At 60.4% G+C, this 18,721-nt stretch carries 15 protein-coding genes; 2 read left to right on the forward strand and 13 right to left on the reverse strand.

Going from position 1 to position 18,721, the window contains the following annotated elements:
- The first annotated feature begins 377 nt into the window (after positions 1–377).
- A complete protein-coding gene (gene estP, locus ACA061_RS24270) occupies positions 378–2,288 on the forward strand; it encodes an esterase EstP (RefSeq protein ID WP_497300163.1) in 1,911 nt (636 codons plus the stop codon).
- A 172-nt stretch (positions 2,289–2,460) separates the two neighbouring features.
- Here estP and trpE read toward each other — a convergent pair whose 3' ends face one another.
- The 10 genes from trpE to ACA061_RS24320 all read right to left on the reverse strand — a co-directional run bounded on the left by trpE (position 2,461) and on the right by ACA061_RS24320 (position 15,022).
- Positions 2,461–3,942, reverse strand: a complete 1,482-nt coding sequence (gene trpE, locus ACA061_RS24275; RefSeq protein ID WP_150601823.1) for an anthranilate synthase component I — start codon at positions 3,940–3,942, stop codon at positions 2,461–2,463.
- A gap of 70 nt (positions 3,943–4,012) precedes the next feature.
- Entirely contained in the window at positions 4,013–4,831 is an 819-nt protein-coding gene (locus ACA061_RS24280) for a phosphoglycolate phosphatase (protein ID WP_497300164.1), read from the reverse strand.
- Complete coding sequence (gene rpe, locus ACA061_RS24285) at positions 4,828–5,502, reverse strand: ribulose-phosphate 3-epimerase (protein WP_150601825.1); 675 nt, start codon at positions 5,500–5,502, stop codon at positions 4,828–4,830. Before rpe ends, ACA061_RS24280 begins: the two co-directional genes overlap by 4 nt.
- Before the next feature lie 114 nt (positions 5,503–5,616).
- Positions 5,617–6,765, reverse strand: coding sequence for an iron-containing alcohol dehydrogenase (locus ACA061_RS24290; RefSeq protein ID WP_210700472.1), 1,149 nt, complete (start codon positions 6,763–6,765; stop codon positions 5,617–5,619).
- Positions 6,766–7,000: 235 nt separating this feature from the next.
- On the reverse strand, positions 7,001–7,825 hold the full coding sequence (locus ACA061_RS24295) for an ABC transporter permease (protein WP_008084123.1): 825 nt from the start codon (positions 7,823–7,825) through the stop codon (positions 7,001–7,003).
- A 12-nt stretch (positions 7,826–7,837) separates the two neighbouring features.
- Positions 7,838–9,085 carry an ABC transporter permease gene (locus tag ACA061_RS24300; RefSeq protein ID WP_150601826.1) on the reverse strand — a complete coding sequence of 416 codons (1,248 nt, stop codon included), beginning with the start codon at positions 9,083–9,085 and terminating at the stop codon, positions 7,838–7,840.
- Between the two features lie 282 nt (positions 9,086–9,367).
- A complete protein-coding gene (locus ACA061_RS24305; protein ID WP_497300165.1) occupies positions 9,368–10,411 on the reverse strand; it encodes an ABC transporter substrate-binding protein in 1,044 nt (347 codons plus the stop codon).
- Between the two features lie 47 nt (positions 10,412–10,458).
- On the reverse strand, positions 10,459–11,583 hold the full coding sequence (locus ACA061_RS24310; RefSeq protein WP_497300167.1) for an ABC transporter ATP-binding protein: 1,125 nt from the start codon (positions 11,581–11,583) through the stop codon (positions 10,459–10,461).
- Between the two features lie 329 nt (positions 11,584–11,912).
- On the reverse strand, positions 11,913–12,542 hold the full coding sequence (locus tag ACA061_RS24315; protein WP_003210977.1) for a response regulator: 630 nt from the start codon (positions 12,540–12,542) through the stop codon (positions 11,913–11,915).
- Between the two features lie 86 nt (positions 12,543–12,628).
- A complete protein-coding gene (locus tag ACA061_RS24320; protein WP_210553550.1) occupies positions 12,629–15,022 on the reverse strand; it encodes a PAS domain-containing sensor histidine kinase in 2,394 nt (797 codons plus the stop codon).
- 73 nt (positions 15,023–15,095) lie between these two features.
- Here ACA061_RS24320 and ACA061_RS24325 point away from each other — a divergent pair, with 73 nt between their 5' ends.
- Positions 15,096–16,085 carry an alpha/beta hydrolase family protein gene (locus ACA061_RS24325; RefSeq protein ID WP_497300168.1) on the forward strand — a complete coding sequence of 330 codons (990 nt, stop codon included), beginning with the start codon at positions 15,096–15,098 and terminating at the stop codon, positions 16,083–16,085.
- Positions 16,086–16,197: 112 nt separating this feature from the next.
- On the opposite strand, the gene ACA061_RS24330 is transcribed toward ACA061_RS24325, so the two are convergent.
- Genes ACA061_RS24330 through ACA061_RS24340 form a run of 3 tightly spaced genes read right to left on the reverse strand, consistent with a single transcriptional unit; the run spans position 16,198 to position 18,654 of the window.
- On the reverse strand, positions 16,198–16,965 hold the full coding sequence (locus ACA061_RS24330; protein ID WP_497300169.1) for a TerB family tellurite resistance protein: 768 nt from the start codon (positions 16,963–16,965) through the stop codon (positions 16,198–16,200).
- Position 16,966: 1 nt separating this feature from the next.
- On the reverse strand, positions 16,967–17,638 hold the full coding sequence (gene murU / locus ACA061_RS24335; protein WP_150617730.1) for an N-acetylmuramate alpha-1-phosphate uridylyltransferase MurU: 672 nt from the start codon (positions 17,636–17,638) through the stop codon (positions 16,967–16,969).
- On the reverse strand, positions 17,635–18,654 hold the full coding sequence (locus tag ACA061_RS24340) for an aminoglycoside phosphotransferase family protein (RefSeq protein ID WP_150601832.1): 1,020 nt from the start codon (positions 18,652–18,654) through the stop codon (positions 17,635–17,637). Before ACA061_RS24340 ends, murU begins: the two co-directional genes overlap by 4 nt.
- Positions 18,655–18,721: the final 67 nt, after the last annotated feature.

Genomic DNA, 18,721 nt, shown 5'->3' on the forward strand with positions numbered 1-18,721 from the left:
AAGACAGCCTTCAGATGACTTGCCCGCAGGGCGCTGCACGATGTCGGACACACAAGGGGCGTCGGCAAAGCGGCAATTCAAACGAGCAAGGAAGGCAAAGCGATACAGATCCGGCCGGGCCGGCAGAAAAGATTCAGGCGCGCCAACGCCAACGGGCGTGTGCCTTGATGACTTGATCCAGAAGTTTGCTGGTGATCAACACGGGGAAGGTCTCGTTCATACGTTCGGGCACAGTAACTTAGCTGGGCGGAGCGTGCAATATGGCCGGGCCTTTGGTGGATAAATCCAGTTGAGGATTCGCGACCGATGGCAGAAGGCCGGAAGTTTTTGGTACTGTCGTTTTGTTCACCTACAACAATAAATAAACGGACTTGCTCATGATCAAACAGACGTTGTTTGTACCGCTGGCCAGCTGCTTGCTCGCATTGGCCTGTGCGCAGGCGAATGCCGCGCCCAATCCTTATTCGAATTTCATTGTTTTCGGCGACAGCCTCAATGACGCCGGCACCTTTAGCGACAGCGGCGGCCCGGACGGCGCCACCCAGCGCTACACCAACCGTACCGGCCCGGTGTATCTGGATGGCAGCGGCGAATTGCGCTCGCTCAATGCGACGCAGATCCTCGGCGGCAAACTGGGGTTCTCGCCGGATCAGACGGCATCTTCATCATCGGCAGTACGCGCCGGCGAAGGCCTGGCCGACGGTAACAACTGGGCGGTAGGCGGTTATCGTACCGACCAGATTCTCGATTCGATCACCACGCAATCCGCCACCGGCGAACGCACCCGCGCCGGTTACCTGCCGTCGAACGGTTTTCGCGCCGATCCGAATGCGTTGTATTACCTCTCGGGGGGCGGCAATGACTTCCTTCAGGGGCGCGTGACCAGTCTGCCACAGGCCAGCGCTGCGGCTGATCGCCTGGCGAGCAGCGCGCAAACCCTGCAACAAGCCGGCGCCCGTTACATCATGGTATGGCTGCTGCCGGACATCGGCTTCACCCCGGCCTTCAATGGCACTCCACTGCAAGCGTTGACGTCCCAGCTCAGCGATCAGTTCAACACCGAGCTGGTCAGCCAGTTGCAGCGCGTCAACGCTAACGTGATTCCACTGAACGTTCCGGTGCTGCTCAAAGAGTCGTTTGCCAACCCGGGCCAGTTCGGTCTGGCCACCGACCAGAACCTCAGCGCCACCTGCTTCAGCGGTAACGGCTGCACCGAGAATGCCCGGTACGGGATCAACAGTGCGACGCCAGACCCGACCAAGCTGATCTACAACGATGCAGTTCACCCCACCGAAGCCGGCCAGCGCCTGATCGCCGATTACGCTTACTCGCTGCTGGCTGCACCGTGGGAAGCGACCCTGTTGCCAGAGATGGCGCAAGGCACCCTGCGCTCGCATCAGGATGAACTGCGTAACCAGTGGCTGGCGGACTGGCAAAACTGGCAAGGCGTTGGCCAATGGCGCGCGATTGTCGCCGGCGGCGGCCAACATCAGGACTTCGACAGCCAGGACAGCGGTGCCAGCGCCGACGGCAATGGCTACAACTTGAACATCGGTGGCAGCTACCGCCTCAACGACGCCTGGCGCGTTGGCCTGGCGGCCGGTTTCTACAACCAGAAACTCGAAGCAGGCGAGCATGATTCCGACTACAAGCTGAACACCTACATGGGCACCGCTTTCGCCCAGTACCAGCAGAACCGCTGGTGGGGTGACGCGGCCGTGACCGCCGGGCACCTGGATTACGACAGCCTCAAGCGTAAATTCCAGTTGGGTACGAACGAGCGCGGCGAGAAAGGCGACACCGACGGTTATGTTTTGGCCTTCAGCGGACGCGTGGGTTACGACATCGCGCCAGAGGCGAGCAGCCCATGGCACCTGTCACCCTTCGTGAGTGCTGATTTCGCCAAGGTCGAAGTCGATGGCTATTCGGAGGACGGCGCTGACTCCACCGCGCTGACATTCGATGACCAGTCGCGCATCTCCCGGCGTCTCGGTCTGGGGATTCAAGGCAAATACCAGATCACTTCGCAAACCCAGGTGTTCGGCGAATTGGCTCACGAACGTGAGTACAACGATGACGCTCAGGATGTGACGATGAATCTCAACAGCCTGCCGGGCAACCAGTACACCCTGGAAGGCTACACCCCGCAGACCAACCTCAATCGCTTGAACTTGGGCGTGAGCCACAACCTCACCAAAGACCTGGCGCTACGTGCCAGCTACAACGTCCGCAAGGATGATGACTTTACCCAGCAAGGGATCAACGTCGGGGTGGTGCTGGATTTCTAAATCGCAGGCACAAAAAAGCGGCGCCCTCACAGGCGCCGCTTTTTTACTGGGCTACATACGACCAACTGTAGGAGTGAGCCTGCTCGCGATGGCGGATTAACATTCAACAGATTTTGTTGACTGACCCACCGCTATCGCGAGCAGGCTCACTCCTACAGGGTTTTGTGTTGGCTCAGGCGTCCGGGGTTTGTTCAGCCAGGGCCACCGCGCGGAACATCGCGCGGCGCTTGTTCAGGGTTTCTTCCCATTCCAGCGCCGGCACCGAATCGGCGACGATGCCGCCACCGGCCTGCACGTGCAGCTCGCCGTTCTTGATCACGGCGGTGCGAATCGCAATCGCGGTGTCCATGTTGCCGTTCCACGCGAAGTAACCGACCGCGCCGCCATACACGCCACGCTTGACCGGCTCCAGCTCGTCGATGATTTCCATCGCACGAATCTTCGGCGCACCGGACAAGGTGCCCGCCGGCAGAATCGCTCGCAGTGCGTCCATCGCCGTCAACCCGGCCTTCAACTGACCGGTAACGTTGGACACGATGTGCATCACGTTGGAATAACGCTCGATGACCATTTTTTCGGTGAGTTTCACCGAACCGATTTCCGAGACGCGCCCGGTATCGTTACGACCCAGATCGATCAGCATCAAGTGCTCGGCGATCTCTTTGTCATCCGACAGCAAGTCTTCTTCCAGCGCCAGATCAGCCTCTTCAGTAGCCCCGCGTGGGCGAGTACCGGCAATCGGGCGCACGGTGATCAGGTTGTCTTCGACCCGCACCAGCACTTCCGGCGAACTGCCGACGACATGGAAGTCGCCGAAGTTGAAGAAGTACATGTACGGCGTCGGGTTGAAGCAACGCAGTGCGCGGTACAGGTCGATCGGTGCAGCCTTGAAGTCGATCGACATGCGCTGCGACGGCACAACCTGCATGCAGTCACCGGCAAGGATGTATTCCTTGATGGTGTCGACGGCTTTTTCGTAATCGTTCTGGGTGAAACTGGAGCGGAACACCGGGTCGGCCGACTGCTGCTTGCTGAAGTCCAGACCACGACGCGGCGTGATCGGCTGGCGCAGTTGCTCAAGCAATTGCTGCAACCGCGCCTGACCTTGCTCGTAGGCATCCGCCTGCGCCGGGTCGGCCAGGACGATCGCGTGCATCTTGCCGGCAAGGTTGTCGAACACGACGACCGCATCGGAGACCATCAGCAGAATATCCGGCACGCCCAGCGGATCCGGATTCGGGCATTTGCCCAGACGTTTCTCGACATAACGCACGCAGTCGTAACCGAAATAGCCCACCAGACCACCGTTGAAACGCGGCAGACCGGCGATGGTCGGCACGTTGTACCGGGCCTTGAAGGTTTCGACGAAGGCCAGTGGGTCTTCAACGTCGTGGCTTTCCGTCTCGACGCCATCGACGGTGATGCTGACGTGATGATCGTGAACCCGCAGCACGGTGCGGCACGGCAGGCCGATGATCGAGTAACGGCCCCATTTCTCGCCGCCCTGCACCGATTCGAGCAGGTAGGAGTTGGGCTGGTCGGCCAGTTTCAGGTAGATCGACAGCGGCGTGTCGAAGTCGGCCAGGGTTTCGCAGGCCAACGGGATGCGGTTGTAGCCGTCGGCGGCCAAGCGCAGGAATTCTTCGCGGATCATAAGGTGCCTCGTGGTGTGAGGTTTTATCAGTCAGGTGTGCAAACGCGCCGGCAGGCCGGCCAGGAACAAGTCAGGCGCGCCAACGCCAGCGGGCCAGGGCCTTGATGACTTTCATCCAGAGTTTGCGGGTGACCACCACGATGGCGTTTCCAGAAGGGGGTTGAACAGCGTCGGGCAACGTTATCCCACCGGCCAGATCCAGGCAACCGGGAATTAGCTTGCGCAGATCGTCGATCACCAGCGCCGGGGATTCCTCGGCAATCGGTCGGCCGTGGTTGTAGCCGTAGCTCAGCGCCACACACTTGACCCCCGCCGCTTTCGCCGCCAGCACGTCGCTGCGCGAGTCGCCCACGAACAGCGACTGCGAGGCCGGGATATTGGCCATCTTCATCACGAAGAACAGTGCCGCCGGATCAGGTTTCTGCTGCGGCAGGGTATCGCCGCCGATGATCCACTTGAAGTAGCGGCCGATTTTCATCTGATCCAGCAACGGCGCGACGAAACGCTCCGGCTTGTTGGTGATCAAGGCCATGGCCACGCCCTGCTTTTGCAGCCATTTGAGGGTGTCGCGTACGCCCGGATATACCACGGTCAGTTCATGGCTGGCGCCGTAGGCTTGCATGAAAACTTCCAGCGCGTGCTCGGCCTCGACGTCATCCACCGCCGAATGGTCGATGCCGCAGGCCAGCGCCCGACGCACCAATACCGGCGCGCCGTTGCCTACCCATTCGCGCACCGACTCGATGCCAGCAGGCTGGCGGCCGAGACTGAGCAGCATAGTGTCCACCGCTGCCGCCAGGTCGGGAACCGAGTCGATCAACGTGCCATCCAGATCGAACATCACCAACCGTGGCAGTTTGCCCGGGAACAGCTGCTCAAAACCGCTCATGGGCGAGTCAGCGCCAGTTCGGAACGCATCTTGTCGATGACTTCCTGATAGTTCGGCGCGTTGAAGATCGCCGAGCCAGCGACAAAGGTGTCGGCGCCAGCAGCAGCGATGTCACGGATGTTGTTGACGTTGACGCCGCCGTCGATTTCCAGACGGATATCACGGCCCGACGCATCGATGATCGCCCGCGCTTCGCGCAGTTTGTCGAGGGTGCCGGGAATGAACTTCTGCCCGCCGAAACCCGGGTTGACGCTCATCAGCAAGACCATATCGACTTTGTCGATCACGTACTTGAGCACGTCCAGCGGGGTCGCCGGGTTGAACACCAGACCGGATTTGCAGCCGCCTTCGCGGATCAGTTGCAGCGAGCGATCGACGTGCAGCGTGGCTTCCGGGTGGAAAGTGATGTAAGTCGCGCCGGCCTCGATGAAGTCGCCAACGATGCGATCCACCGGGCTGACCATCAAGTGCGCGTCGATTGGCGCGGTAACGCCGTACTTGCGCAGTGCCGCGCAGACCATCGGGCCGATAGTCAGGTTGGGCACGTAGTGGTTGTCCATGACATCGAAGTGGACGAAGTCGGCGCCAGCGGCCAGGACGTTGTCTACTTCTTCGCCGAGGCGGGCGAAGTCGGCAGAGAGAATCGACGGAGCAATTACGAAGGGCTGCATGACGCACCTTTTCTGAGCTAAATCACGATGGCGCGCATTGTATACCTCAAGTTTCCGCGCGCGCACCGTGACTGCGATGATTGGGTTGTGCCATGACCGGTAGTCGCCGACGGATCAGTACGCCGCGCGGTAGATCTTCTCGATATCCACGGCGCTGAGCTTGCGCGGGTTGTTGCGCATCAGCCGCTCGATGCCTGCGGCTTCCACGGCCATGGCCGGGATCGCGTCTTCCGGCACACCGAAACTGCGCAGCCCCGCGGGAATTTCCACCGCCGCGCACAAATCGGTCATGGCCTGCACGGCTTTGTCCGCTGCTTCAGTGGCGCTCAGATGCGCCGTTTTCACCCCCATGGCTTCAGCAATATCCTGCATCCGCTCGACGCAGGCCATTTTGTTCCAGGTCATGACATACGGCAGCAACAAGGCATTACTGACGCCGTGGGCAATGTTGAAACGCCCGCCCAGCGGATACGCCAGCGCATGCACCGCACCGACCCCGGCATTGCCGAACGCCATGCCGGCCATCAGGCTGGCGGTGGCCATGTCTTCGCGCGCTTGCAGATTGGCGCCGTTGGCGTAGGCCTTGGGCAAGGCGTTGGCGATCAGCTTGATTGCGCCAATGGCGAGGGAGTCGGTAATCGGCGAGGCATTCACCGACAGATAGGATTCGATGGCGTGCACCAGCGCATCGACGCCACTGGCAGCAGTGACACTGCGCGGGCAGGTGAGGGTCATTTGCGGACTGACGAGCGCGACGTCCGGTAATAGATAGTCGCTAACGATGCCCTTCTTCAGCTGCGCGACCTTGTCCGAAAGAATGGCGACGTTGGTCACTTCAGAGCCGGTGCCGGCGGTGGTGGGGATGGCGATCAGGGGCGGGCCTTTACGCGGCACCTGGTCGATGCCGAACAGATCTTCCAGCGCTCCGTGGTAACCGGCATACGCCGCCACACTTTTGGCGATGTCGATGGCACTGCCGCCGCCGAGGCCGATCAAGCCGTCGTGCCCACCTTCGCGGTACACGCGCATGCAATCTTCGACGATGGCGATTTCCGGGTCCGGCAGTACCCGGTCGAAAATCTCGTACTCGCGCCCGCCCAATTGGCACAGCGCCAGCTCGACAGTGCCGGACTTGACCAGCGCGGCGTCGGTGACGATCAGCGGATTGTCGATATCGAGGCGAGTGAGCTCGGCCGCCAGTTGCTCGATGGCTCCGGCGCCGGTGATCAGTTTGTGAGCGATTTTGAACTGGGAAAGACTCATCGTGCGCAGCCTCTTATAGATGTGGGAGCTGGGCACAAGATTAGCTGGGGATTTGGGGTTGTCTGCTATTCACCTCATGAATAACCGCCAGAACACCGACCGGATGCGGAGACGATCACTCACGTGTAGGAGCTGCCGAAGGCTGCGATCTTTTGATCTTGAACTTAAAAAACAAGATCAAAAGATCGCAGCCTTCGGCAGCTCCTACAGAGGCGATTTCAATTCGGGACGTTCGTCAGACCTGAGCAGTACGCAATTTCTCGCTACGCCCACGCAGCCATTCCAATGTCAGTAACAGGATCACAGAGAACGCAATCAACAACGTCGCCGCAGCCGCAATCGTCGGGCTCAGGTTTTCGCGAATCCCGCTGAACATCTGCCGAGGCAAGGTCGCCTGTTCGGGCCCGGCGAGAAAAAGCGTCACCACCACCTCATCAAACGAAGTCGCAAAAGCAAACAGCGCCCCGGAAATCACCCCCGGCGCAATCAGCGGCAGGGTCACGCGACGGAAAGCAGTCAACGGCGATGCCCCAAGGCTCGCGGCGGCGCGCACCAGGTTATGGTTAAACCCCTGCAACGTCGCCGAAACAGTAATGATCACAAACGGCACACCCAACACCGCATGCACCACGATCAGAGAAAAGAAGCTGTTGCCCAGGCCCAGCGGCGCGAAGAACAGATAACTCGCCACGCCGATGATCACCACCGGCACGACCATCGGCGAAATCACCAGCGCCATCACCAGCGCCTTGCCGGGGAAGTCGCCACGGGTCAGGCCGATGGCCGCTAGCGTACCGAAGATCATCGCCAGCACGGTCGCGGCCGGGGCGACGATGATGCTGTTCTTCAGGGCGCGCATCCACTCGGCCGAAGCGAAGAAGTCGTGATACCACTGCAGCGAAAAGCCCTGCAGCGGGTACACCAGAAAACTGCCCGAGTTGAACGAGAGCGGAATGATCACCAGCACCGGCAGAATCAGGAACAGCAGAATCAAGCCGCAGAGAATCCGCAAGCTGTAGAACCACACCCGTTCGATGGGCGACATGTAAGGACTCAGCATTTCAAACTCCCCTTAGCTCAGGCGCAGGCGACTGGCGCCCACCAGCCAGCTGTAGATCAGATAAAGCACCACGGTCGCCAGCAGCAACAAGCCGCCCAGCGCAGTGGCCATGCCCCAGTTGATGCTGGTGTTGGTGTAGAAGGCGACGAAGTAGCTGACCATTTGATCGTTCGGGCTGCCGAGCAGCGCCGGGGTGATGTAGTAGCCGATGGCGAGGATGAACACCAACAGGCAGCCGGCGCCGACGCCTGCATAGGTCTGCGGGAAGTACACCCGCCAGAAACTCGCGAACGGGTGACAGCCAAGGGAAATCGCGGCGCGCATGTAGGTGGGCGAGATGCCTTTCATCACGCTGTAGATCGGCAGAATCATGAACGGCAGCAGGATGTGCACCATCGAGATGTACACGCCGGTGCGGTTGAACACCAGTTCCAGCGGCTTATCGATGATGCCCATCGCCATCAGACCGCTGTTGATGAGGCCGCCCGATTGCAGCAACACAATCCACGCCGCCACTCGCACCAGAATCGAAGTCCAGAATGGCAGCAGCACCAGAATCATCAGCAGGTTGCTCTGACGCGACGGCAGGTTCGCCAGCAAGTACGCCAACGGATACGCCAGCACCAGGCAAATCACAGTGATGACCAGGCCCATCCAGAAGGTACGGGCGAAGATGTCGAGGTAGATCGCCTGGTCCGGGGTGGCCGGGGCGATTTCGCCGAGGTCGTCGATACGGTGATCGACCGACGCCAGCAAGTAATACGGGGTGATGCTACTGGTATTGCGCTTGACCGCTTGCCAGTAGGCCGGATCGCCCCAGCGTTCATCGAGGGCCTCCAGCGCTTCTTTATAAGAGGCCGGTTCGCTGGCGAATGGCAACGCCCGGGCCGTTTTGGTCAGCAGGCTGCGATAGCCGGCCAACTCCATGTTCAAGCGCTTGGACAAATCGCCCAGCGTCTGGTTTTTGCGCGCCTCGGCGAGGTCGTCGCTCGCCGCTTTGTAGACGGGTTCAGCGGGCAGGCCACGGCCGTCCCAACTGGCGATGGCCGCCACGGTGCGCGGCAGGCCGCCGACCACTTCAGGGTTGCCGACGCTTTTGTAGAGCAGCGCCACGATCGGCACCAGAAACACCAGCAGCAGGAAAATCACCAGCGGCGCAATCAGCGCCTGCGCTTTCCAGCGATTAACCCGCTCGGCGCGCTTGAGCTTCTGCTTCAAGGTGGGGCTGGCGCCCTCGTTCAGGGGAACGGCGATGGCCATGACGTACTCCGCAAATCTCTGGATGGGCGGCATCACGCAATGTGATGCCGCATTACATCAACAATCAAAAATCACACCACCCCTGTAGGAGCTGTCGAGTGCAACGAGGCTGCGATCTGTTGATCTTGAAAGGCAAAATCAAAAGATCGCAGCCTTCGGCAGCTCCTACAGGTCATGCGCGCATCCTTGTAGGAGCTGTCGAGTGCAACGAGGCTGCGATCTGTTGGTCTTGAAAGCCAAATCAAAAGATCACAGCCTTCGGCAGCTCCTACAGACGAAGGATTACTTCGCCGCCCAGGAGTTGAAACGCTGCTCGAGCTGCTCGCCGTTGTCAGCCCAGAAGCTGACGTCGATCTGCACCTGGTTGGCGATGTTTTCCGGCGTGGTCGGCATGTCTTTCAGGACGTCCTTGGCCAGCAGCGGTACGGCTTGAGTGTTGGCCGGGCCGTAGGCGATGTTTTCCGAGTAGGTCTTCTGCTGCTGCGGCTGTACGGAGAAGGCGATGAATTTCTTCGCAGCTTCGGCACGCTTGGCGTCCAGACCTTTCGGGATAGCCCATGCGTCGAAGTCGTAGATGCCGCCGTTCCACACCACTTTCAGATTGGATTCTTTCTGCACCGCAGCAATCCGACCGTTGTAGGCCGAGCTCATGACAACGTCACCGGAAGCCAGATACTGCGGCGGCTGCGCACCGGCCTCCCACCACTGGATGCTTGGTTTCAGCTCATCGAGTTTCTTGAACGCACGATCCTGTCCGCCCTTGCTGGCCAGTTCTTTGTAGACGTCTTTCGGCGCCACACCATCGGCCATCAAAGCGAACTCAAGGGTGTACTTGGCACCTTTACGCAGGCCACGCTTGCCCGGGAATTTCTTGGTGTCCCAGAAATCGACCCAACTGGTTGGCGCGGTTTTCAGCTTGTCGGCGTTGTACGCGAGCACGGTCGACCAGACGAAGAAACCTACGCCGCACGGCTGGATTGCGCCTTTGACGTAATCTTCGGTCTTGCCGAACAGCGCAGGATCCAGTGGCTCGAACATGTCTTCGTCACAGCCACGGGACAGTTCCGGCGACTCAACCTCCACCAGATCCCACGACACGCTCTTGGTGTCGACCATGGCTTTGACCTTGGCCATTTCACCGTTGTACTCGCCAGCAACGATCTTGCCGTTGCCCGCCGCTTCCCACGGTGCATAGAAGGCTTTGACTTGCGCCGCCTTGTTCGCCCCGCCAAACGACACCACGGTCAAATCCGGGCCAGCGGCCATGACGCTTGCCGCACCCATCATGCCCAGGGTCAGGGCGGTGAACTTCAGGGATCTCAACATTTATTGTTCTCTCCACGTGCAGGGTTGGTGTTGGAACTACGGGGCGCTCAGTGCGCCTCTTGAAGAGGGTCAAGCGCGCGAACGTGCTCGACCTGCCAGCCAAGCGGAACCACGTCGCCGACGCTGAGCCCTGGATCGAGCTCGGCAATCGGTTGTTTCACGAAGAAGTCGGTCTTGCCGCAGACTTCCAGGCGCACCCGGACGTGGTCGCCCAGATAGATGAATTCCGCCACCCTCCCTGAGAAGCGGTTAACGCATTGATCACTCGAACCGTTAAGGCTGACGCGCTCCGGACGGATCGACAGGGTCACCGGTTCGCCGGTCTGGCCGACGTTGACCGCCAGCGCCTCGACCTTCTCGCCACGGCCCAATTCGACCACGCAGCGTTCGCCGTTTTGGCTGACCAGATGGCCGTTTAGGCGGTTGTTCTCGCCGATGAAGTTGGCGACGAAGGTGTTTTTCGGTTCTTCGTAGAGGCTGCGCGGCGGCGCGATCTGCTGGATTTCGCCCTGATGGAACACGGCGACGCGATCGGACATGGTCAGTGCTTCGCCCTGATCGTGGGTCACGTAGACAACGGTCACGCCGAGGCGCTGGTGCAGGTGTTTGATTTCCATCTGCATGTGTTCACGCAGCTGTTTGTCGAGGGCGCCGAGGGGTTCGTCCATCAACACCAGTTGCGGTTCGAACACCAACGCGCGGGCCAGCGCCACACGTTGCTGCTGGCCGCCGGACAATTGCGCCGGATAACGCTGGGCGAAGGCATCGAGCTGGACCATGCTCAGGACTTTTTTCACCTTGTCGCTGACGTCGCTTTTGTTCAGGCCACGCACGCTCAACGGGAACGCGAGGTTTTCGGCCACGGTCATGTGCGGGAACAGCGCGTAGTTCTGGAACACCATGCCGATGTCGCGCTTGTGCGGCGGTACGTTGTTGATCGAGCGACCGGCCAGCAGAATCTCACCGGCAGTCGGCGTTTCGAAACCGGCGAGCATCATCAGGCTGGTGGTCTTGCCGGAACCGGACGGCCCGAGCAGGGTGAGGAATTCGCCTTTGCGAATGTCCAGGTTGAGGTCTTTGACGATCAGGTTCTCGCCGTCGTAGCTCTTCTGCACTCCACGAAAGCTGACCAGCACATCACTGGCCCCTGCGCTTGTATCGACCTGGCTCATACCCACACCTTTGTTGTTGATGACTGCTTGTGTATCAAGCCTAGTGGCTGGCGGCAGTCACGCAAATCGGGGCGCAGGAGAGAATGGCCTCAGCCGGATGGAAGGTTGGGGGTAGGGATTGCCCTACAAGGATGGCGCGCATTGGCAAACGAGATACGAGCGACAAGCTGCGAGCCGCAAGAACGGGCAAAAGCGCCTGTCGCTAACAGATATGCCCACCCCCCCCTCTGTAGGAGCTGCCGAAGGCTGCGATCTTTTGATCTTGTTTTTTAAGATCTAGATCAAAAGATCACAGCCTTCGGTAGCTCCTACAGGGGATCGCGTTCAGGTCAGAGGAGTTTGTGTTCCATCGCGTACTTCACCAACTCGGCCAGCGAAGTGATGTTGAGCTTCTGCATCAGCCGCGCCTTGTGCGTGCTGATGGTTTTGCTACTCAGGGCCAGTTGCTGGGCGATGTCATTGACGTTGGCGCCTTGGGCCAGACGCTCGAACACCGAGAACTCGCGTTCGGACAGCAGCGAATGCAACGGCCGCGAATCGGTCAGACCGACTTCGAAGACCATGCGGTCGGCCAGATCCGGATCGATATAGCGCCCGCCTGCCGCGACTTTACGAATGGCGGTGAGCAGCAGCGCCGGATCACTGTCCTTGGTCGCGTAACCCGCGGCGCCGACCTTTAACGCACGCGCGGCCATTTGCGCTTCGTCGTGCATCGACAGCACCAGAATCGCTGGCGGATTATTCAGCGCGCGGATTCGCGGGATTGCTTCCAGCCCGTTGACCCCAGGCATGGAGATGTCGAGCAAGACCACTTCGCACGGCACATGGCGCAGGGTCTCGAGCAATTGTTCGCCATTGCTCGCCTCCCCCACCACCAGCAGATCCTTGGCCAGGCCGATCAATTGCTTGATGCCCTCGCGGACGATGGTGTGGTCTTCGGCTACCAGTACACGGATCACTTGCATGCTCCTCGATTGTTGTTTTCAACGGCAAAAGATCGCATTGATCGCATCCCCCTGTAGGAGCTGCCGCAGGCTGCGATCTTTTAGCGATCCACCGGCACCCACACATTCAGACTGGTGCCCTCCCCCGGCTCACTTTCAAGCGCCAACCGCCCGCCCATGATCAGCACCCGCTCACGCATGCCCACTAGGCCAAACGAAGTAGGCCGACCCGCAGCGGCGACAAATCCTACGCCATCATCGCTGACCGTCAGACACAACTCGTCGCCTTCCAGCACCAGCGTCAGTTCCACAGTATGCGCCTGGGCATGACGCATCACATTGGTCAGCGCCTCTTGCAGAATCCGGAACAGACCAATTGCTTTGGCATCACTGAGCGCCGGCAGATTGTCCGGCACCTGCACCAGACACGGAATCTGCGTCCGCGCTTCAAATCTTCGCGCCTGCCACTCGATTGCCGAGGCAATCCCGGCATCGAGAATCGGCGGCCGCAACGCCGTCGCCACATCGCGCACCAGCTGAAACAACTGGGCGATCAGGCGTTTCATGCTGTTCAGCCGCTCGTGCAAACCGGGGTCGAGTTGCGCGTAGGCCAATTCGCACATCGATGTCTCCAGTTTCAGCACCGTGAGCATTTGCCCCAACTCGTCGTGAACCTCCCGGGCGATCCGCGCCTTCTCTTCCTCGCGCACGCTTTCAAGGTGCGCCGACAGTTCGCGCAGTTGCTCGCGCGATGACGCCAGTTCCAGCTCGATGCGCTTGCTCTCGGTGATGTCCCAGACAATGCCGTCCCAGACATAAGCGCCATCTTCAAGCTGTCGGGTGATCGCCTTGATTTCGGCCCAACGCTGCACCCCTTGGCGCGTGAGGATTCGCCCCTGCCACGACCAGTCGCTATCGGTGTCCAGCGCCTGATCCTGGGTCTGGTGATAACTGGCCTTGTCGTCCGGATGCACCAGACTGCGCAGGCCCATGTCGCGGTGAGCGATGGCCGCCGGGGAATAACCGACCAGACTTTCGCTGCCCTCGGATATATAGGCAAAATCGATTTGCCCGGTGACCGGCGCCCGCTCCAGTCGAAACACCAGGCCCGGCACGTTGGCGGCGATGCCTTGCAGTCGCGCCTCGCTTTCCTGCAACGCGGCCAGTGCACGACGGCGTTCGGTGACGTCGGTGAGGTAAACCACCAGATATTCGCTGTCACGAAAGCGCAAGAAACTCAGCGACACGTCCGCTGGCAAAACACTGCCATCCGCGCGCACGCAACTGGTTTCGAAACTCAACGGCCCTTCTTCACTGGCCCGTGCGCGTTTCCACAGGTTGAGCCAACGGTCCATGTGCAGGCCCGGTTCGAAGTCGATCAACGGCCGCTCGATCAGCCCACCCGACGGGTAACCGAGCATGTTTTCTGCCGCCCGATTGGCGTAGCGTACGTGGCTGTCCCAGTTGACCCAAAGGATGCCGACGGTGCTTTGATCGATGGAAAACTGCGTCAGCCGCAAGGCTTCTTCGCTGGCTGCGCGCAGGGCAATGTCTTCGCGTGCGGCGAGCAGACGCTGTTCGAGGCTGTGCTGCTGACGCCGCTGCCAAAACACAATCGCCATGCAACTGAGCAACATGACGGCGAACAACAGGCTGAGGTTCTGCCAAAACCCCGGCGACTCCGACAGCCGCGGGTATTTCGGTTGCAGCCATTGGTTGTGCAGGCGCTCCAGATCCTTGGCTGGGATCGCACGCAACGCGCTCTGGACGATACCGGCCAACTGCGGCCAATCGCGCCGCGAAGCCACGCGCAGCAGTTGCGGCAGGCCGATGTCGCCAACCACCACCAGTTCGGCGAACTCGGGTTCCACTGACAGCCGACCGAGCTGCGCTTCATCGACCACCGCGTAAGACGCCTGCTGACTCAACAACAGCTGCAACGCCTGACGCTCCAGCGGCACACCTTGCAGGTTCAGATGCGGATAGTTGCCGCGCAAATAGTCGGCGGTGGTACTCGGCATACGCACGGCGACGCGGGTCTGGCTGTCGAGTTTTTCCAGATCCACCACGCCGCTGGCCTTCTGATCGCTGACCACCAGTTGCGGCACGCGCATGTACGGATCGGAAAACTGCCAAAGGCGCAGCGCACTGGGCGTCTGTGTCAGCCCCGGAGCGATATCGATTTCGCCATCGCGCACCGCCGCTTCCAATTGCGCCAGATCCTGAAAATTACGCCAGCTCAGCTCAACATTGAGTGCCTGGGCGAGCAACTTCATCAACTCGACATTGGCCCCGGACAACCGCTGCAAGCGTCGGTCGTATTGCGCGTACGGTGCCTGCAACACCAGGCCGACGCGCAATTCGTTGTGCTGCGCGAGCCATTGCTGCTCACTCGCCGACAATTGCGCAACGTGCGCCGGTGGCGCAGGCGCCGCCCAGCCCATCAAGGGAAACCACAAACAGCCGATAACCCACAGGCAGCAAAATCGCTTCATTGAAGTCTCTTGAACTGACAAATTCTGACCAACCCATTAGGCTGCCGGGATACTTTCTGGCCTGGAATAACCGATGCCCTCTGTTTACCGCCTGGCAATGCCAGCATTGTGCCTGTCGCTGATCCTGCCTTGTGCGTTTTCCGTCAACGCCGCCGATCCGGCCCCTGCTGTCGCAGCGGAAAAACCCGCTGAAGAAAAACCGGCCGAACGTCAGCCACTGCTTGAGCGTAGTCAGGAAGAAGCCGCGGCACTTGAACGTAAAGTGCCGGCGCAAGAACAGCAACAGTTGCAGGCCGCCAGCGAGACCTTCCTGGCCCTGTGGAAACCGGCCAACACCGCCGATCCCAAGGGCGCGGTGATTATCGTCCCGGGCGCGGGCGAGACCGCTGACTGGCCTCAGGCAATCGGCCCTTTGCGGCAGAAGTTGCCGAACGCCGAGTGGAGCAGCCTGAGCATTACCCTGCCCGATCTGCAAAGCGATGCGATCGCGCCGCGCGTGGTCGAAGCCGCAGCGGCGCCGAAAGCGCCGGAAACTGGCAGTAAGGATGCCACCACGGCGCAACCGATCGAACAGGCCGCAGGCGGTGAGGCCGAAGTCGCCGATCAGGTGGTTGCCGAAACGACTGAAGAACAGTCCAAAGCCGATGCCGAACGAATCTTCGCGCGGATCGACGCAGCCATTGCCTACGCCGAACAGCAGAGCGCACGACGCATTGTTGTGCTCGGCCACGGCACCGGCGCCTATTGGGCAGCGCGTTACCTGAGCGAGCGGCAGACAGCGCAGGTGGAGAAATTCGTCATGGTCGACGCGCAGACACCGGCCAAGGCCAAACCGCCACTGGCGGAACTGACGCCAACGCTGAAACTGCCGACGGCGGATATTTTCTACATGGACAAACCGCTGGATCGCCACGCGGCGCTGGAGCGTATGCAAGCGAGCAAGCGTTTGAAGACGCCGGCGTTCAGCCAGGTGGCGCTCAGGGCCCTGCCGGATAACAAGGCCGAGCAGGAACAATTGTTCCGTCGGGTGCGCGGCTGGTTGAATCCGCAGAATCCGGACTGAACAAAGCAAAAGCAAAAGCAAAAGATCGCAGCCTTCGGCAGCTCCTACATCGGGTTGATGTACACCCTTGTAGGAGCTGCCGAAGGCTGCGATCTTTTGATCTTAAAAATGCCTAGCGAAAATCTCTGCGCTCACGAATCAACGTATACGCACTGTGCAGTTCCCGAGTCCTCTCGGTCGCTTCACGCACCTGCGTCGGTGTCGCGCCGCTGCCAGCAATCTTGTCCGGGTGATGACGACTGAGCAGTCGTCGATAAGCCCGTTTGATCTGCGCCGGCTCGCTGCTCGCCGACACGCCGAGCAAACGCATCGCTTCCTGATAAGTCACCGCAGCACTGACGATAGGCCGCTTGCCCGGCTCGTAATCACTGGCCAGCGCTTGCACCTGCTGAGGCGTCCAGCCGAGCCACTTGCCCCACTGCGCCAACAACTCGCGCTCACTGATACCGGCCCGGCCATCAGCCCAGACCATGCGCCAACAGGCACGCAACACGCCTTCGGTAGCATGCGGCTGCGCACTCAGACGCCGCAGATATCCGCGCAGATTATCGCCACCCGACTTACCGCGATTGAACGCGGCGATCGCCCGACGCATTGCCGGCTCGCTCATTTCCAGCGCGCGCATCTCGTTACGCGCCTGCTGGATATGCCCGTCCTTGACTTGCCCGTCGCTCTTGGCCAGACGTCCGAGCAACACAAACAACAATTCGTCGTTGCGCAGCATCGGCCGACCGCCGAGTTTTTCCCTTAAATGCCCCCAGCTCTGCAAGTGCAAACGCCGATCCAGCGCCTGCCCCAACAACGCCCCAAGCATGGCCCCCGGAATACTGGCGATTGCAAAACCCGCCCCGGCTCCAATCAGAGTCCCTGGCCACAACATATCAGCGACTCGCTTCTATCAAGGCTTCAGCTTCGGCCAGACGCTCATGCGTACCGACATCCACCCAATGACCTTTCAGACGCTCGCCCGTCACTTCACCGTCCGCCATGGCCTTGCGCAGTAGCGGCGCCAGTTTGAAAGCCCCGTCCGCGCAGCCATCGAACAACTGCGGATGCAGCACGGCGATGCCGCTGTAGGTCAGCGTCGCCGCGTTCGGCTGGCCGTCGATGACCTGCCCCTCCAGCAACGAAAAATCGCCGGTCGGGTGATGCGCCGGATTATCCGCCAGCACCAGATGCGCCAGACCGTTGATCGGCTGATGCAGCACGCTGAAGTCGTAATCGGTCCAGATATCACCGTTGACCACCAGAAACGCATCGTCGCCAAGCAGCGGCAGCGCGCGGAAAATCCCGCCACCGGTTTCCAGCGGCTCACCTTCCGGCGAGTATTGGATGCTCAAGCCAAACTGCGAACCGTCGCCCAGATAATCCTCGATCTGCTGACCGAGCCAGGCGTGATTGATCACGATGTCGTTGAAGCCTGCCGCCGCGAGGGCGCGTAGATGGTATTCGATTAACGGAACGCCGCCGGCACGCACCAGCGGTTTCGGGGTGGTCAGGGTCAGCGGGCGCATGCGCTCGCCTTTGCCTGCTGCCAGAATCATGGCCTTCATGCCGTCGCTCCGCCACGCAGGCTGGTAAACAGCGCTTGCAGTTCTGCCAGTTCGGGACGGCGCGCGATCACTGCTTCTATATAAGAGAAGAAACGCGGCACATCGGCGAGGTAGCGTGGCTTGCCATCACGATGGCAAATCCGCGCGAAGATGCCGATGACCTTCAGGTGACGCTGTACGCCCATCAGGTCGCTGGCGCGCAGGAAATCTTCGAAGTCCGGCTGCACCGGTATGTTCAGCGCCGAGGCCTGCTGCCAGTAGCTTTCCAGCCAGCCGCGTACGCGCTCTTCAGGCCAGCTGAGGAAGGCATCCTTGAACAGACAGGTCACGTCGTAGGTCACCGGGCCATAGACCGCGTCCTGAAAATCCAGTACGCCGGGGTTCGGCTCGCTGAGCATCAGGTTGCGCGGCATGTAGTCGCGGTGCACCAGCACTTTGGGCTGCGCCAGCGCACTGTCGATCAGCAGGTCGCTGATGTGCTGCCACTGTTGCTGTTGAGTCGAATCAAATTCGACGCCCAGCTCACGCTTCACGTACCACTCGGGGAACAGTTCCAGCTCGCGGCGCAGCAATGCAACGTCGTAACTCGGCAGCGGAGCGACCATCGGCAATTGCTGAAAAGCCAGCAGCGCTTGCAGGGCATCGCTGAACAATGCGTCGGCATTTTCGCTGTCGATCACGTCCAGAAAGGTCTTGTTGCCCAGGTCATTGAGCAAAAGAAACCCACGTTCGAGGTCTTCGGCATAAATTTTTGGCACATTTATTCCGGATTTCGCCAGCAAAAAGGCGATATCCACGAACGGTTTGCAGTTTTCCTGGGGGGGCGGCGCGTCCATCACGACGAAGCTGCGACCCGCGCCTTCCCAACGGAAGTAACGGCGGAAACTCGCGTCGCTACTGGCCGCGGTCAACGTGGCCGGGGGCACGGCGCCCCAGCCCTGATCTGCAAACAGAATTGCCAACTGCTCATCGAGCCAAACTTTCAGGTGTTGCAAGCGTACATCTTGGTCAGGCATTGCAAGGGTCTCCGACGGCGCTAGCCGTCAAGCGGGTCATGCTTTATTATCCAGCATCTTTTTCAGA

This window comes from Pseudomonas sp. LBUM1668, assembly GCF_059695715.1.

Excerpts from the sequence above, each read along its gene's own strand:
- ACA061_RS24330 (WP_497300169.1), bottom strand. The coding sequence starts at position 16,965 with ATGTTGTGGCCAGGGACTCTGATTGGAGCCGGGGCGGGTTTTGCAATC.
- ACA061_RS24300 (WP_150601826.1), bottom strand. The coding sequence starts at position 9,085 with ATGGCCATCGCCGTTCCCCTGAACGAGGGCGCCAGCCCCACCTTGAAG.
- ACA061_RS24310 (WP_497300167.1), bottom strand. The coding sequence starts at position 11,583 with ATGAGCCAGGTCGATACAAGCGCAGGGGCCAGTGATGTGCTGGTCAGC.
- rpe (WP_150601825.1), bottom strand. The coding sequence starts at position 5,502 with ATGCAGCCCTTCGTAATTGCTCCGTCGATTCTCTCTGCCGACTTCGCC.
- ACA061_RS24325 (WP_497300168.1), top strand. The coding sequence starts at position 15,096 with ATGCCCTCTGTTTACCGCCTGGCAATGCCAGCATTGTGCCTGTCGCTG.
- ACA061_RS24295 (WP_008084123.1), bottom strand. The coding sequence starts at position 7,825 with ATGCTGAGTCCTTACATGTCGCCCATCGAACGGGTGTGGTTCTACAGC.
- ACA061_RS24340 (WP_150601832.1), bottom strand. The coding sequence starts at position 18,654 with ATGCCTGACCAAGATGTACGCTTGCAACACCTGAAAGTTTGGCTCGAT.
- estP (WP_497300163.1), top strand. The coding sequence starts at position 378 with ATGATCAAACAGACGTTGTTTGTACCGCTGGCCAGCTGCTTGCTCGCA.
- murU (WP_150617730.1), bottom strand. The coding sequence starts at position 17,638 with ATGAAGGCCATGATTCTGGCAGCAGGCAAAGGCGAGCGCATGCGCCCG.
- ACA061_RS24290 (WP_210700472.1), bottom strand. The coding sequence starts at position 6,765 with ATGAGTCTTTCCCAGTTCAAAATCGCTCACAAACTGATCACCGGCGCC.
- ACA061_RS24305 (WP_497300165.1), bottom strand. The coding sequence starts at position 10,411 with ATGTTGAGATCCCTGAAGTTCACCGCCCTGACCCTGGGCATGATGGGT.
- ACA061_RS24320 (WP_210553550.1), bottom strand. The coding sequence starts at position 15,022 with ATGAAGCGATTTTGCTGCCTGTGGGTTATCGGCTGTTTGTGGTTTCCC.
- ACA061_RS24280 (WP_497300164.1), bottom strand. The coding sequence starts at position 4,831 with ATGAGCGGTTTTGAGCAGCTGTTCCCGGGCAAACTGCCACGGTTGGTG.
- trpE (WP_150601823.1), bottom strand. The coding sequence starts at position 3,942 with ATGATCCGCGAAGAATTCCTGCGCTTGGCCGCCGACGGCTACAACCGC.